Annotated in this window: 22 protein-coding genes; 18 read left to right on the top strand and 4 right to left on the bottom strand. The window is 65.5% G+C overall.

The window, feature by feature from the left end; translation table 11 throughout:
• Positions 1-64 precede the first annotated feature (64 nt).
• From K7W41_RS19910 to K7W41_RS19900, 3 genes are all read right to left on the bottom strand, one after another.
• Positions 65-982: a DUF4238 domain-containing protein gene (locus tag K7W41_RS19910; protein ID WP_224611994.1), complete on the bottom strand. Its 918-nt coding sequence runs from the start codon at positions 980-982 to the stop codon at positions 65-67.
• A gap of 96 nt (positions 983-1,078) precedes the next feature.
• The gene (locus tag K7W41_RS19905) at positions 1,079-1,513 is read right to left on the bottom strand and encodes a helix-turn-helix domain-containing protein (RefSeq protein WP_224611993.1); all 435 of its coding nucleotides are present in this window, start codon (positions 1,511-1,513) and stop codon (positions 1,079-1,081) included.
• Positions 1,514-1,566: 53 nt separating this feature from the next.
• On the bottom strand, positions 1,567-1,851 hold the full coding sequence (locus tag K7W41_RS19900) for a type II toxin-antitoxin system HigB family toxin (RefSeq protein WP_224611992.1): 285 nt from the start codon (positions 1,849-1,851) through the stop codon (positions 1,567-1,569).
• Between the two features lie 211 nt (positions 1,852-2,062).
• Between K7W41_RS19900 and K7W41_RS19895 the strand changes: the two genes are divergently transcribed.
• Complete coding sequence (locus tag K7W41_RS19895; protein WP_224611991.1) at positions 2,063-2,329, top strand: hypothetical protein; 267 nt, start codon at positions 2,063-2,065, stop codon at positions 2,327-2,329.
• Here K7W41_RS19895 and K7W41_RS19890 read toward each other — a convergent pair.
• Complete coding sequence (locus tag K7W41_RS19890; RefSeq protein ID WP_224611990.1) at positions 2,279-3,007, bottom strand: HAD family hydrolase; 729 nt, start codon at positions 3,005-3,007, stop codon at positions 2,279-2,281. The genes K7W41_RS19895 and K7W41_RS19890 overlap by 51 nt on opposite strands.
• Before the next feature lie 121 nt (positions 3,008-3,128).
• On the opposite strand from K7W41_RS19890, the gene K7W41_RS19885 reads away from it, so the two are divergent.
• The 17 genes from K7W41_RS19885 to lnt all read left to right on the top strand — a co-directional run bounded on the left by K7W41_RS19885 (position 3,129) and on the right by lnt (position 11,966).
• Positions 3,129-3,479, top strand: a complete 351-nt coding sequence (locus tag K7W41_RS19885; RefSeq protein WP_224611989.1) for a hypothetical protein — start codon at positions 3,129-3,131, stop codon at positions 3,477-3,479.
• Positions 3,476-3,658 carry a hypothetical protein gene (locus K7W41_RS19880; protein WP_224611988.1) on the top strand — a complete coding sequence of 61 codons (183 nt, stop codon included), beginning with the start codon at positions 3,476-3,478 and terminating at the stop codon, positions 3,656-3,658. The genes K7W41_RS19885 and K7W41_RS19880 overlap by 4 nt, the downstream gene beginning before the upstream one ends.
• Positions 3,648-3,860 carry a hypothetical protein gene (locus K7W41_RS19875; RefSeq protein WP_224611987.1) on the top strand — a complete coding sequence of 71 codons (213 nt, stop codon included), beginning with the start codon at positions 3,648-3,650 and terminating at the stop codon, positions 3,858-3,860. The genes K7W41_RS19880 and K7W41_RS19875 overlap by 11 nt, the downstream gene beginning before the upstream one ends.
• Positions 3,857-4,309, top strand: coding sequence for a hypothetical protein (locus K7W41_RS19870; RefSeq protein ID WP_224611986.1), 453 nt, complete (start codon positions 3,857-3,859; stop codon positions 4,307-4,309). Before K7W41_RS19875 ends, K7W41_RS19870 begins: the two co-directional genes overlap by 4 nt.
• The gene (locus tag K7W41_RS19865) at positions 4,306-4,983 is read left to right on the top strand and encodes a hypothetical protein (protein WP_224611985.1); all 678 of its coding nucleotides are present in this window, start codon (positions 4,306-4,308) and stop codon (positions 4,981-4,983) included. Before K7W41_RS19870 ends, K7W41_RS19865 begins: the two co-directional genes overlap by 4 nt.
• 1,200 nt (positions 4,984-6,183) lie before the next feature.
• Positions 6,184-6,846 (top strand): hypothetical protein, encoded by a 663-nt coding sequence (locus K7W41_RS19860; RefSeq protein WP_224611984.1) that lies wholly within the window; start codon positions 6,184-6,186, stop codon positions 6,844-6,846.
• A 36-nt stretch (positions 6,847-6,882) separates the two neighbouring features.
• Entirely contained in the window at positions 6,883-7,098 is a 216-nt protein-coding gene (locus K7W41_RS19855; protein ID WP_224611983.1) for a hypothetical protein, read from the top strand.
• Between the two features lie 59 nt (positions 7,099-7,157).
• Positions 7,158-7,412, top strand: a complete 255-nt coding sequence (locus tag K7W41_RS19850) for a hypothetical protein (RefSeq protein ID WP_224611982.1) — start codon at positions 7,158-7,160, stop codon at positions 7,410-7,412.
• Positions 7,413-7,501: 89 nt separating this feature from the next.
• A complete protein-coding gene (locus K7W41_RS19845; protein WP_224611981.1) occupies positions 7,502-7,687 on the top strand; it encodes a hypothetical protein in 186 nt (61 codons plus the stop codon).
• Positions 7,684-8,121 carry a hypothetical protein gene (locus K7W41_RS19840; protein WP_224611980.1) on the top strand — a complete coding sequence of 146 codons (438 nt, stop codon included), beginning with the start codon at positions 7,684-7,686 and terminating at the stop codon, positions 8,119-8,121. The genes K7W41_RS19845 and K7W41_RS19840 overlap by 4 nt, the downstream gene beginning before the upstream one ends.
• Before the next feature lie 81 nt (positions 8,122-8,202).
• A complete protein-coding gene (locus tag K7W41_RS19835) occupies positions 8,203-8,448 on the top strand; it encodes a hypothetical protein (protein WP_224611979.1) in 246 nt (81 codons plus the stop codon).
• Positions 8,445-8,690, top strand: a complete 246-nt coding sequence (locus K7W41_RS19830) for a hypothetical protein (RefSeq protein ID WP_224611978.1) — start codon at positions 8,445-8,447, stop codon at positions 8,688-8,690. The genes K7W41_RS19835 and K7W41_RS19830 overlap by 4 nt, the downstream gene beginning before the upstream one ends.
• On the top strand, positions 8,687-9,073 hold the full coding sequence (locus K7W41_RS19825; protein ID WP_224611977.1) for a hypothetical protein: 387 nt from the start codon (positions 8,687-8,689) through the stop codon (positions 9,071-9,073). Before K7W41_RS19830 ends, K7W41_RS19825 begins: the two co-directional genes overlap by 4 nt.
• 23 nt (positions 9,074-9,096) lie before the next feature.
• On the top strand, positions 9,097-9,789 hold the full coding sequence (locus K7W41_RS19820; RefSeq protein WP_224611976.1) for a hypothetical protein: 693 nt from the start codon (positions 9,097-9,099) through the stop codon (positions 9,787-9,789).
• A 255-nt stretch (positions 9,790-10,044) separates the two neighbouring features.
• Positions 10,045-10,284 carry a hypothetical protein gene (locus K7W41_RS19815; protein WP_224611975.1) on the top strand — a complete coding sequence of 80 codons (240 nt, stop codon included), beginning with the start codon at positions 10,045-10,047 and terminating at the stop codon, positions 10,282-10,284.
• A gap of 31 nt (positions 10,285-10,315) precedes the next feature.
• Positions 10,316-10,444, top strand: coding sequence for a hypothetical protein (locus K7W41_RS23615; protein WP_263489984.1), 129 nt, complete (start codon positions 10,316-10,318; stop codon positions 10,442-10,444).
• Between the two features lie 31 nt (positions 10,445-10,475).
• On the top strand, positions 10,476-11,966 hold the full coding sequence (lnt, locus tag K7W41_RS19810; protein ID WP_224611974.1) for an apolipoprotein N-acyltransferase: 1,491 nt from the start codon (positions 10,476-10,478) through the stop codon (positions 11,964-11,966).
• Positions 11,967-12,284 lie beyond the last annotated feature (318 nt).

Below are 12,284 nucleotides of genomic sequence, written 5' to 3'. Positions count from 1 at the left end.
CATCTGCCACATCAAGGAGTGGAAATGACGTATGTGAGCCTTATTGTGCGGCACTTATGGAGGTTTAGGAGCTGCCGGCCTCAGGCTTGGCGGACTGATCGGCCTGAGCGACCTCCTCCCGGTAAGCCTTGATCCTCTGCCACATGTCAGTCTGAGGCGCGATGGGGTAGAGACCAAAGACCAACTGAGTGGCATGGGCCATGGTGCGTTCGTTGACCCAGTCGACATTGCTGCGGGTTGCTGGTTGCACTTCATAGGGCCGCAGCAGGGGCGATGTGCGGAAATAGGCCGCTGTGAGATCCGGAGCCAGCGGAAAGTAGAGTTGCGCGCGGGGATGCTTGAGCCCAGGCAGCCTGCCCATTTTTGAGCGTGTGGTTGAGCGAAAACCGTGTGAACTGGAACGGACCTCAATGGCATCATGCAGCGCAAGCACAGGGGCGTCACTCGCCCAGAAGGACCGGTTCGGGGGCGCACGGAGAACGGCAAGCTGAAATTCGGCCAAGCTCTCCAGCACCATATTTAGGACAAAACTGTCTGTGCCTCTCAGGAACTCGAGATGCCAGGCTCTGGCGGAATCATCGAGCGGACCTGGAACCCCAGCTTCCTTCAGGAGTGGCTTGACCAGCTCTCGGGTGCGCGGCAGCCGGAGCATCTGGTAGGCCGTCAGACTGTCCAGATCTGCGCGAAGGTCTGCTGGTAATAGCCGTTGTTGACGCAGGCTGGTCAGTGTCTTCTGATGCACGCGAGCGAGAGGATCTTCCACGTTGGCGCTGAGCCAGTGTTCGAATTCATCTGGGCGAGCAGCTCCGATCACTGTGTGAAAGCCTTTGACGTACGCCACCTCGGCCGGCTTAACGGGCGGGAGCAGTTGCTCTCGCGGCAGATGAAAGGCAAACATCCGGCCGTCTGGTTGGGTCCAGTGCTTCAAGTAGAACTTCGGCACCACATGGTGCCGCCGCGCTGGCTTCTGCTTCCCGGCCATCCGGTCACGCTAGCAGGCTCTCCCCTTCCGGCGAGCATGTTCATAAGATGACGAACCCCCGCTTTCGCGGGGGCCGGTATGAATGTGCTGGTCACATTAGCCGATAAAAACGGCTGGTGAAACGTTGAATATCTTGCTCAGCTGTTTGATGAGGTCGGTCGTGAATGCGACACGCCCATTAATGAGCCGGCTGATATTGCTTTGATGCACTTCCAGACGTTCAGCAAGCTCGTGCTGGCGCACGCCTTGTTGTTCCATCAGGAAATCAAGCATCACATGCGGTGGGGTCGGTTCAGTAGCATAATGCACCTCTTCGTAAGCGGTGATTTTCTCGATCAATCCCACATAGACTGGAGCAAGTGGATGATTGAGATCGCCTGCGATTTTTTGACCCAGGTATTCCTGCGCTTCAAGAGCGCGTTCGAGCTGCTCTTCATCACGAATTGGTGAGAGCCATTCGCGGGCGGCATCTGGGAGTTCAAGCAGGGCCGCAGCAGCACGTTCAAAGTTCTGGAGTTCCATGAATTTCATTCACCTCCCCCTGAGGGGGTGGCCCGCAGGGTATACGGGCCAAAGGGGTTAGGTCAGGGTTTCCACTTGTCGTAATCCGAGTGCGTCAAGAACTCCTTGACTCGGATCTTTCGGAAAGCGAAATCCACTGTGGTGATCAGGCGGAAGTGGTTGCCCTTGATGTTGAATATGAGGTATTCGGGGCCAACCCAGCTCACAGTTGCGAAAACTGCTTGCACGTCCGCAAATGAGGCGAAGTCTGACTTGCACGCCAGGTCATACCAGGCAAGTAGAGCTACGCGGGCTTCGGGGTACTCCTCTGCGAATTCGAGGAGTGTGCGTTTCGCTAGCACATTCATACCCCTGCAGCTTAATGCGATTATCGCATAAATGCAATCTTCGCATAAGACGCCCGACGGGGGTAAGCCATTGGCTCAACTCTCTCCTCTCTGGCGAGCATATGCGTAATACATGTTATGGAAACTCACCTGACTAGAGGGGGAATTAACAGACAGGAAAAGGCAGTCGGCTGTGAATCCCCTCACTTATTCATTCCCTCAAAGGAGCACCATGACCACCCCCACCACCCCAGAGGCCAGCGCCCCAGCAAACGCCACGGCGCCGGTCACTTCCACGCTCCTCGCCTATATCGAGGACCGCCTGAACACCCAGGCCCCCTCCCACGACTACGGCGCCGGGTACTGCGCGGCCCTGCACGATGCCACCCGCCTCTGCGCTGGCCTCAGCACCGAGCGCCCCCACGAGGTCACTCATGTCGCAGCTCCCTCAGTTCACCGGAGGAAACATGATCCGCAACCGTTCCGGCACCCAATGTAAGTCCGGGCATCCACCCTGTCCTGCCTCAACCGCCCCCCGCACCTGAATGACGGGGAGACCCACGCCCTGAGCCCCAGCTACATCCGCCGTGAGGCTGTCCCCGATCATGCACACCGCCACTGCCTCAGGAAACGCCCGCAGCACCACCCTGAACGCCTCAGGATGCGGCTTCTCGAAACCCGTCTCCGCAGAATTCACCGCCACGTCGAAAAACGCCGCGAGCTCCAGGCCTTCCAGAAGGCGCCTGAACTCTGGCACGTGGTTGGTCAGGACCGCGTGGGTCCAGCCTTCAGTGGAAAGCTGCTGCAGCACGGGCACCGTATCCGCATAGACCGACCAGTGCGCTGAGTCCGTGTACTGCTGCCGCATCTGCCGCGCACACCGCTGAGCCAGCGGTTCAGATAGCCCCGCCTCCACGTATGCACGCTTAAAGAGGGGCTGGAGTTCCGCCCACCATTCATCTGCTGAGCCCAGCGGGTGCGCCTGATCAGGCGCATGCCAGCGAAAGCCACGCTGCAACGCTGGGCGCAGCTGCTCAAGCTGCACGGTGTGGCCTGGCGCCTCCCGGTCTAGGATCTGCAGGAGGGCGCCGCTCCAGAGCCCCTGCCGATACGCCAGTGTGCCGTCAAAGTCCCAGATCAGCAGCTTCCTGACGTCATGCGGGGCAAGAGCGTTCATGCACCCCACAGTAGACATAGGCATCGACCTCGCCTCATCTATGTCGACACACGGTCGCTCGCCAGTCACCATCTGATCCGCCTCCGCCCTGGCCCGCGCCAGCACCACACCAGAGGTCACCATGCTCCAGCCCACCCCCGGGCCCGCCTGCCCCCCGCAGGCGGGCCTGCCCCCATTCCAGGTCACCCTTGCCGGCAGCCTGAACGTCATCATCAGCCTCGCCCAGACCAAAGGCAGCGACGCCAGCCGCTTCCAAGCCCTGCTGCCCCAGGTGGCCCACTTCCCGCAGCTGGACCCAGAGCGGCACCTCAGCGCTGTCCAACGCGAGACAGCCCGCCAGGCCCTGCTCAGCACCATGACGCTGGTCGAGGGAGGCCTGGTCGAGGACCCCCACGGCGTCCTGACCCTCGACGCCTTGGACGCCGGCCTTGACCTGCTGACCGGCGCGGCAGCCGCAGGACTGGACGCATGACCGAGTGGACCTTTTCCCCTTTGCAGTTCGTCCTGGTCCTGCTGGCCACCGCCCTGGGCGGCGGCCTGATCGGTGGCGCGTTGGTCGCCACCTACGCCTCCTGGCGCGCCGAGCAGGACGCCAGGGCAGCGGTGCGCCAGATCCGCACCCGGGAGCTTCTGGAGTTCTATGAGCGCTGACCTGTCATCGAGCCCCCTGCTGCAGCAGGCGCGCGCGCTGGCGACGGCCGCCGCCGAGCAGGACCTGGGCGTGCTGATCCTGCTGGCCCGGCCCACCCCCGAGGACTGGGCGGGCGAGGACGTCCACGCCCTGGTGCACGCCCTGCCCCGCGTCAGCCGCGACACCCTGTGCGACCTGGCCTTCGAGGTGCTGGCCCGATGAGCCCGCTCGGCGACGTGCAGGTGGCGGCGCTGCTCTGCCACCACTTTCCCCAGGCCTTCGTCCTGACCACCCTGCTGGGCGACTGGCCCGCCGCGCCGGCCCTGGAGCGCTGCCTGACGGCCGCCGCGCAGGGCGGCGATCTGCTGGTGGCCCCGCGCCACAGTGAGTTCTACAACGCCGAGCTGACCTGGGTGGCGGGCGAACTTGCCCCCACGCCCGCCGAGACGGGCCAGGCCGGCGCCGCCGTGGCCAGCCTGGCCCGCTCCCTGAACCTCAACCTGGTGCAGGGCCGCGACGTTACCGGCCGGATCTGGGTGACGCTCGACCAGCCCCAGGCCCAGGGCCCCAGTCTGGTGCAGGTGGGGCGCGGCCCCTGCTTCAGCGTGGCCGCCCTGCGCGCCCTGGCGCAGGCGGCCCAGGCCTGGGCCCTGCCCCGGAGGCCTGGGTGAGCTCGCCCCCCGGCGTCAGCCGGCTGGCCCAGGGCCTCGCGGACCTGCTGCGCCAGAGCCGGGCCACGGGCGAGCCGACCAGCGCCGCGCTGCACAACGGCCTGCATGTGCAGGCCGAAACTGTGGACGAGGACCTGCTGCGCCTGTGGCGCCGGTCCGGCCACCCCAGCTCCGACGAGGCGGCCACCGTGGCCCGCGAGGTGGGCTGGCTGGTTTTCGACGCGGATTGGGAAAGCGCCCACGGCACGCGGTATCTGGTGGTGCGCCAGCGCCCCGAGGTTGAAGATGACCACCCGGACGACGTGCCGCCCTGGGAGGCGCGCCCCCCGGCCACCCGCTCCGGGGTGCTGTTCCAGGCCCCGGAGCCCCAGCCCTACCCGGACGTGGCGCTGCGCCTGCGCCGGTCCTCTCAGCCCCCACCCGGGCGGATGATGGGCCGGCGCGACGAGCTGAGCCCGGCCGAGCAGGAGGCCTACGCGCGCTGCCTGCGCACCCGGCTGCCTGATCCGCTGCGGCTGCACTCGCTGACCGATTACGCCGCGCGGGTGCTGAAAAAGCGCGGTCTCGTGCACTGGCGCGGCCTGAGTCCGGCCCAGGCGCAGCAGGTGATGGCGCGGTGCGAAGCCGAGCACCCCGTGCGCCGGGCCGTGGACAAGGTGCCGAAAGTCGTCTGAGGCACAACCGTGCATGCGCCACCATCGACAAAACCGCGTGATACTCTGCCCCTACCCCGGTAAGGCACCGATTACAACTGCCTGAAAGGCGAATGCCCAGTGCTGGAAACACTGAGCATTCACAGGGACGCAGAGTTTTTGAGGGGCTCTGAACCATCTGGCTTCCACTGGAAGCTAGCGGCTTACCCGTAGTTTAGACGGTCTACGGGGTGCTGGTCAACGACACCAGCAGCGGCGCGAGCCGAAGCCTATCGCCACCGCCCTGCGGTGGAGCCGTCCGAGGACCATCCCGTGAGTTCAGATTCAGCCGGTACCAACGGCGCTGCAACCCCCCTGGCCGTCAAGGCCAAGGGCAACTTTAACTATGGATTCACCATCGTTCCGAACTACCTCCGCGACGAACTGATGCCTGTAGCTGGGAGCGACGTCTTCGTGCTGGCCTACCTGATCATCAGCTGGGCCGGCGAGGGCGACCGTGGCGCCCGGCTCTCCGCCCGGTACACCAAGACCGTCACCAAGTGGAGTGCGGGGCGATTCCAGTCGGCGAAGGATGACCTTCTGCAGGCCTTGCCCCGGGTGTTCAGCAACGTGCCAGGAGACCAGAAAACGTCCCGACCGGAAACCTGGTGGGTGGATTTTGACGAGCTCAGCCGGCTCCACGCGGCCTACCTCGCGTCCCTGCAGGAAAAGCAGGCGCAGAAACGTGGTCCAGGACGCCCAAAAAAACCTGTTCCGGAAACCGACACAGGTTTTTCTCAGGACACGAAAAACCCTGTTCCGGGAATCAACACAGGTTTTTCCGGCTTCGGGGGCTTCTTCGGAGAAAACCTGTTCCGGAAATCGGAACAGGGGTGTAGCGATTCCCGGAACAGGGGTGTAGCGGTCTCCGGAACACACAAAGAAAAGGGGGAAGAACAAGGAAAGGAAAGAGGAGGAGAGGGGGAACAGCCCCGCCAGTCTTCAGGTGGAGGTGGCTCCTCCTCCTCGGGGGAGGCTGCGCCTTCAACCCAGATCGTCCCTCCAGCGCCGGGGCCGTCAGACCAGGGGCCGCCTGACGGCGGGGCCGCTAACGCGGCCAGGGGAGGCATCCCCTCACGGAACCAGGCCAGATCAAGGGGCAAGACAAGCAGCGCAGATTCAGTCAAAGCAGTTGAACAGGTTCCGGCCGCCGCGCCGGCCCTGGACGCGGTCGACGATCTGGTGCCCCTGCCGCGTGCGGAGCTGGAAGCGCGGCCCCTGAAAGCCCGCAGCAGCGCCGAATTCCAGGCGATGATCGAGTACGGGGGCGAACTCACCCGCAAGACCATCGGCGAGAAGTCGCGCACCAACCAGATCCCCCGCTCGGAGTGGTGGCTGCGCCTGGACCTGGACGAGATCCACCTCGCCGGGCAGACCGCCAGCCGCGAGGCCGGGGCGGGGGGCGGCAACATGAGCACGCTGTTTTTCCGCGCCCTGGACCGTCTGGTGGGCGCGGTGAAGATCGAGAAGCCCACTGGCCCGACCATCGCGGACCCCAACTTCCGGGTCGGGGACGGCTGCACGGTCAAGGAACAGCCTGGCGTGGTGCAGGCCGTGAAGGCTGGCCTGTACCAGATCCGACTGGTGAGCGGCGAGGACGTCACGGTGCACCGGGACCGGCAGGTGCAGCTGGGCTGGCTCGGCCGGCTGGAGCAGGCCCCAGAACTGCCCCAGGAGACGAGCGGCGGCATCCCCGCTGGGGCCCTGTATCACCACACCGGCACAGGGCTGATCGTGCAGGTCAAGGAACAGTCCGGCGGCTTCGTGGTGCTGGACAACGGTGAGCGCATCCTGCTGCTGGAGTTCAACCGCCTCTACCGGCCCGGCGCCCGCGCCAGCGCGTAGCGTCCCCACCCCGCGGGGTGAGTTCAGGAGGCCTCCATGCCCACCCGTGAGCAGCTCGCCCAGCGCTGGACCACGTTCCAGATTGTGGCTGACCCTGACCCGGCCTGCCCGTTCTGCGCCGGCCACGGCCAGATCCAGGGCCCGGACCCCTACGGCCTGCGCCTGCCCTGCAGCTGCGTCCTGGGGTGGCCCGGCACGCCGATCATGACCCGCTGCACCCCCGCGCCCTTTATCCCCGAGGACCCCGCATGACCGACTCCCGCTGAAATGAGCGCCAGCGGCGTGCCCGGGGCACCCCACAAGCTCAGGACATGGACGACATCGTTCTGAACTTCGGCCTCAACCTCCTCGCTTCCGTCACCACCACGCTCCTCTTCCATGTGGGGGCCTGGACCCACGCGCGGTTCACGCGGCGCCACCTGGCGGGTGGCCCCGTGGTGTACATCGGCGCAGATCCACTCGCCCCGGTCGGCCACCGCGTCCGCCTGCAGGGGCGCGACTACCTCATCGAGACCGTGTTGCCGCTCGCGGATGGCCGGTTCCGTCACCAGCTGCGCCCCTGCTGAAGGGGCCACGCCGCGCCCTATGGGGCGCGTTCCTTCCCCCGTTCTGGCCCTCCCGGCCGGCGCGGGGCTTTTCGTTGGAGGTGCCCCCCATGACCGCCCCCGATGACCTGGCCCTGGATCTGCGTTCCCTGCAGGCCGAGGCCGACGAGGAACTCAACTGCCACGGCCCCGAGGCCCCCGGCGCCCAGCAGCGCCTGCAGGCCCTGACCCGCCCGGCCCTGCCCAGACCGCTGGACATGGAGACGGTGCTGCGCATCTTCGGGGCGGACCTGTGACGGTCGCCCGCGAGAATGCCCTGCCCTACCGCCGCCGCATCCCCGGGCCTGACCCGGCCCAGCCTTTCACCGTGCTGCAGGGCGTGGCCGTGGTGATCGGCCTGCACGACAGCGTGACCCTGCCGGCCGGCGCGACGTGGCCCGGCACGCGGCGGCTCAGCCCGGAGGTGCAGTCCCAGCTGCAGCCCTGGGAAACGCGGCTGCTCGGTAACACGGTGGTCACGCCCTGGACGCCCACGCCGCGCGAGGTGGAATTCGCTGCCGCCCTAGTGGTGGCGCAGCTGCTGCGCGGGCGCTCGCCCTTACCGGAGCGGCAGGCCCTGCTGCGCCAGTGCCTGCCCGCGACTGGGCAGGAAGAAGCGGGGCACAACCTTGACACCCTGGGTGCCGCCCTGGCGGTGAGCCGCAGCACCCTGCGCGGCATCTCGCTCTGACCAGCCCCCGCCCCGTTCGCCTGGCGCGGCCCCCATCCGCTGAGGAAGAGGGCCGCGCCCCTGCTTCTGGAGGTGATCCCCATGCTGCCCGAGTACTCGACCTGCCCGCCGCATCTGGCCAGTCGCACCGCCCTGAAAAAGCTGGGCCTCTCCCCCACCGAGGGCCCGGTCGCCACCTTGCGCTACCGCACCCCGGCGGGGTGGGCCAGCTGCAACCTGTACAGCCGCCACGCGACACGGTCCCAGAAGGACGCCAATGCCGCGAAAAAGCGCCGGCTGGCGAACCTGGGCGGCCAGTTTCTGCTGTTCCCCGCGGGGAACGAGTGAGGTTCGCCCGCGAGATCCGGGCGCCGGCTGGGGCCGCGTGTCAGGCCTGCCTGAGCTGGGGGCAGCATCTGCCCCCCAGCGCCCTGCGCGCCGAGATGCCGGGCGCGCACACCTTCCGCAATTGCCGGCGACCCCGCCACATCGCGTACAGCGGCGAGGTCACCGCCTATGGCCGCACCCTGTACACCCACCCGGACGGCCGCTGCGCCGATTTCACCCCAAAAGGAGACCCTGCAACTTGACCCGCCCCCTGCTCGTGATCAACCCGTTTTCTCTGTCCTCTGAACATCACTTGCTGCGTCGGCTCAACGACCGCGAGCCCACCACGCTGCTTGACGCCGTGGCCCGCGTCGTCCAGCTGTATCCCCAGTTCACGGTGCTGGGCCGTGCCGGTCACCCCAGTGCCGCGGCCATGCGCGCCTGGGACGCGATTGCGAAAGAGTCTTGGACCCAGGCGAAGCGGCAGGGCGGCCGGCACGGCCTGGTGCTGACTGGTCACGGCGAGCTGCGCCTGAAAGACCTGTGGCACCGCGAGGTGGTCACCCCATACCTGCGCCGAGTTGAACACGAGTTGGGTGTCGAAGCGGCCCGTGCAGCGGCCGCCGAGCTCGCCCGTGAACGCTGAGCCCCTTTCCTCTGGAGGTTTCTATGACGGTTCTTCGCATCCTGTTGGCAGCATTGATCGGCACGGTGGCCGCTTCGCTGGTCGTGGTGTTCCTGCCGGAGCCAGTCAGATTATGGGTTCGTCCCGTTCTGGCGGCGCTCATCAGCGGGAGCTTGTACCTGATCTGGTCTGCCCGGAAAGCGCACCGCGAAGCTATGGATGCCATGCACGCGCGGGTGGAGGAGCGTCTAAGCGCCATTGACGAGGACCTCCGCCTTGCGCGCACCCACCCCAGGCAGCACGCCCAGGCGCTGCGCCTGCATTTCGAAGCGGAGAAGCGGTCTGTGCAGGCCCAGGTGGCGTCTGTGAGCGCCGGCCAGTTGCTCCCTCGGTTGGTGCCGAGGCCCAGGCCGACCCTCAGCTGGGTGCCGGAGGTCCGTCGTCCCGAGCCGGTCAGCGCCACACCACCGATCCGGGCGATCACACCTCGGATCAGCACGGCCCCCCTGACGCGGTCAACGGGGTCCAGCAGTTCGGAGACGCCCAGCAGTGGTGACGCGTTCTATGCCGCCCTGTTCCTGCAGGACGTCCCCCAGGGGAACGTGCCTGGCCCGAGTGAGGACCGTCCCAGCCTGTCCACGCCGGACTCGCCGAGTTCGGGGGGCAGCGACTCGTCCAGCGCGGGGAGCAGTGACAGTGGCAGCTCGTCCTCCACCGACAGCGGTGGCAGCGGGTGAAGAGGTTCTGATGGGGGTGTACCGCGTGCGCGAGGGGTGCGGGGGCCTGCGGAAGGTGGTGCGCTGGCAGTGGCCCTGGCCTCGTTCGGTGACCTGCCCGGTCTGTTGTGGGTCTGGGATGCAGTTCCTTGACCGATCGGGCCAGCCCATCCCCCGCGTGCCTGAACCCCAGCCCCTCCTAGCCACGCCGTGCCGCTGCTGTGGCGCCCGTGGGTCGTGCTGGTCGGGCTGCCCCATGGGGCAGGTGCAGCGCCGGTGAGCCGCAGCAGCAAAGCGCGGCGAGCGGCGCGGGAGGACACGCACCTCAAGCGGCGGCGTGTTCGGTTGCGGGAGATCAGCCGCGCTCTTGATGAGGGGCTGCCCTTGCAGCTGGCGCAGGTGCGCGCCGCCCGGCGCCTGCGCGGCCAGACCGGGTCCGTCCCCATCCATGACCAGGAGCCGCACCTGATCACTGAACTGGGCCTGCGGCCGGTCCTGCCGGACGTGTGTGAGTGACTGGCCAGCAACCGCTGGCCTGGAGGAAGTGATGAACGTGACCACCCCATTAACCCCGGAAGAATTCAAACGCCGGTTGCCTGCCGCGCTGGCCATCGCCCAGGCAGAAACAGAATCGCCGGAGGACCGTCTGGCCAAACTGTCGTCACAGGCGGTTTGAGTTCGCTTGTATTCCCTATATTGGCGAAGCGATGCCCAATCCAGTCACTGGTCTCTTGCTCGGCTTATTATTAGCTGCCTGCGGCCTGCCGTTGCCCTGGAGTGCCGCTGCTTTCTTACCGCTTGCCCTAATCCTGCTATTTATCGCGTCTGCTCCTAGGCCACGGCAAGCTTTCGGTCGGGGCTTCTGGGTGGGACTGGGATATTTTGGCTTACACCTGTGGTGGCTCGGCGCCTTCCTTCTCAACCTCGTACCAGACTTTCCACCGTTGGCCGCTGCATCGCTGCTCCTCTTTGCCCTGGAGGGAGCTTTCCTGGCTAGTGCGGCCTTTGTTGCCTTCAGGATCACCCGCAGCCACACTGGGCGCATATGGACGATGGCGGGCGCGTGGGTGCTCCTAGAGTGGCTGCGGTTCCTCGGCCCGCTCGCGTTCCCCTGGCCCACCCTGGGTTACACGCTACTTCCCACGCTCGCTATCCAGATTGCCGATCTGGGTGGTGTGCTTCTTTGCAGTGTGCTCGTGAGCCTCACAGCAGCCAGCTTTGCTCACGCCTGGATCGAAATCCAGCAGAACGGAAAACACCCTCTATGCCCCATTCTGCTCACTGCTGTCGCCTGGGTGGCCGCCCTTGGCTACGGCTTGACCCGCTCGCCTGGCAACGGTCCCGAACAACCCATGCGGGTCATGCGCGTAACGTTCGACGCATTCGGACGCGCGAACGGGTCTGTCCCCGTCGAGCAACAGTTTCAGGTTGCCTGGGAAGCGAGTCAGAATCGCCCTCCGGGAAGCGTAGTCGTTTGGAGTGAAACGGCACTGAGTTACCCGGGGCGCCCTGGTCCACGTCCTGACTTTCCCGGTCCTGGCATCAGTGGGGCGGGTCGTTATACGTTGTATTTATCGCCAACGGCGACCGCTGATGACTTGCAGGATTACAATACGGCGCTGAGCTTCGACGCAACTGGACAGATCACCAGTAGAAACGACAAAACAAAACTCGTGCCTTTCGGGGAGGAGTTTCCGTTCCAGGCCATTTTCGGCCCTGTATACCGCCTAATCCTTACGCCTTTGGGCTTCGTGGCTCCGAATCTTATCCCTAACCCACGCCCAATACCACTGATATTGAATGGTGTGCAGTATGGGGCGTATATCTGTTATGACAGTGTATTTCCCCGCGTCGCCCGTGCATTGGCAGCGCAGGGGGCTCAGGTTCTCGTGAATCCTAGCAACGACGGCTGGTACAAGGGCTGGGGGGTCCAGCAGCACTTTCAGATGGGCCGAGTTCGTGCCATCGAAACCCGGCGTTGGCTCGTGCGGAGTGTCAACAATGGTGTTGCAGGCGCTGTGAACGACTTAGGACAGCCGATCCAGATTGCGCAGAGTGGTAATCAGCTGCAAACTCTGGATGTGCGGCCCAAACTTCTTAATGGGACCACACTGTATGTCCGGCTTGGTGATTGGCCGGCGCTGGCACTGGCGCTGGCTATGATCGTGTTCGGCTTGACGCGGCCGCCTCAGGACTAATGGTCTGAAGTAGAAGAATATTGGGAGTTTGAGAATTGGATTGGGGAGGTGGACAATGCACCGTGGCCCCTCATCCCCAGCCCCCATTTTGACCACCGAGGAGCGCCAGTTGCTGACAGCATTGGTGCGTCGTCGCAGCCCCCTCGGGGTCTGGCGACTCGAGCGAAGATCATCTTGCTCAGCGCCGACCAATCCACAGCGACGCTCGGTGACGTCGCCTCCCAGGTTGGGCTGTGCGGCGACACCGTGGGCACGTAGCAGCGACGATTCGCCCCCGAGCGTATCGTCGGGTTGAGTGATGCCTCCAAGAATGGCACC

Source organism: Deinococcus multiflagellatus (genome assembly GCF_020166415.1).
GTDB lineage: Bacteria > Deinococcota > Deinococci > Deinococcales > Deinococcaceae > Deinococcus > Deinococcus multiflagellatus.
This window is presented reverse-complemented; position numbering and strand designations above follow the sequence as displayed.

Excerpts from the sequence above, each read along its gene's own strand:
- K7W41_RS19880 (WP_224611988.1), top strand. The coding sequence starts at position 3,476 with ATGACCGAGTGGACCTTTTCCCCTTTGCAGTTCGTCCTGGTCCTGCTG.
- K7W41_RS19870 (WP_224611986.1), top strand. The coding sequence starts at position 3,857 with ATGAGCCCGCTCGGCGACGTGCAGGTGGCGGCGCTGCTCTGCCACCAC.
- K7W41_RS19855 (WP_224611983.1), top strand. The coding sequence starts at position 6,883 with ATGCCCACCCGTGAGCAGCTCGCCCAGCGCTGGACCACGTTCCAGATT.
- K7W41_RS19845 (WP_224611981.1), top strand. The coding sequence starts at position 7,502 with ATGACCGCCCCCGATGACCTGGCCCTGGATCTGCGTTCCCTGCAGGCC.
- lnt (WP_224611974.1), top strand. The coding sequence starts at position 10,476 with ATGCCCAATCCAGTCACTGGTCTCTTGCTCGGCTTATTATTAGCTGCC.
- K7W41_RS19885 (WP_224611989.1), top strand. The coding sequence starts at position 3,129 with ATGCTCCAGCCCACCCCCGGGCCCGCCTGCCCCCCGCAGGCGGGCCTG.
- K7W41_RS19835 (WP_224611979.1), top strand. The coding sequence starts at position 8,203 with ATGCTGCCCGAGTACTCGACCTGCCCGCCGCATCTGGCCAGTCGCACC.
- K7W41_RS19820 (WP_224611976.1), top strand. The coding sequence starts at position 9,097 with ATGACGGTTCTTCGCATCCTGTTGGCAGCATTGATCGGCACGGTGGCC.
- K7W41_RS19905 (WP_224611993.1), bottom strand. The coding sequence starts at position 1,513 with ATGAAATTCATGGAACTCCAGAACTTTGAACGTGCTGCTGCGGCCCTG.
- K7W41_RS19875 (WP_224611987.1), top strand. The coding sequence starts at position 3,648 with ATGAGCGCTGACCTGTCATCGAGCCCCCTGCTGCAGCAGGCGCGCGCG.
- K7W41_RS19890 (WP_224611990.1), bottom strand. The coding sequence starts at position 3,007 with ATGAACGCTCTTGCCCCGCATGACGTCAGGAAGCTGCTGATCTGGGAC.
- K7W41_RS19900 (WP_224611992.1), bottom strand. The coding sequence starts at position 1,851 with ATGAATGTGCTAGCGAAACGCACACTCCTCGAATTCGCAGAGGAGTAC.
- K7W41_RS23615 (WP_263489984.1), top strand. The coding sequence starts at position 10,316 with ATGAACGTGACCACCCCATTAACCCCGGAAGAATTCAAACGCCGGTTG.
- K7W41_RS19850 (WP_224611982.1), top strand. The coding sequence starts at position 7,158 with ATGGACGACATCGTTCTGAACTTCGGCCTCAACCTCCTCGCTTCCGTC.
- K7W41_RS19910 (WP_224611994.1), bottom strand. The coding sequence starts at position 982 with ATGGCCGGGAAGCAGAAGCCAGCGCGGCGGCACCATGTGGTGCCGAAG.
- K7W41_RS19895 (WP_224611991.1), top strand. The coding sequence starts at position 2,063 with ATGACCACCCCCACCACCCCAGAGGCCAGCGCCCCAGCAAACGCCACG.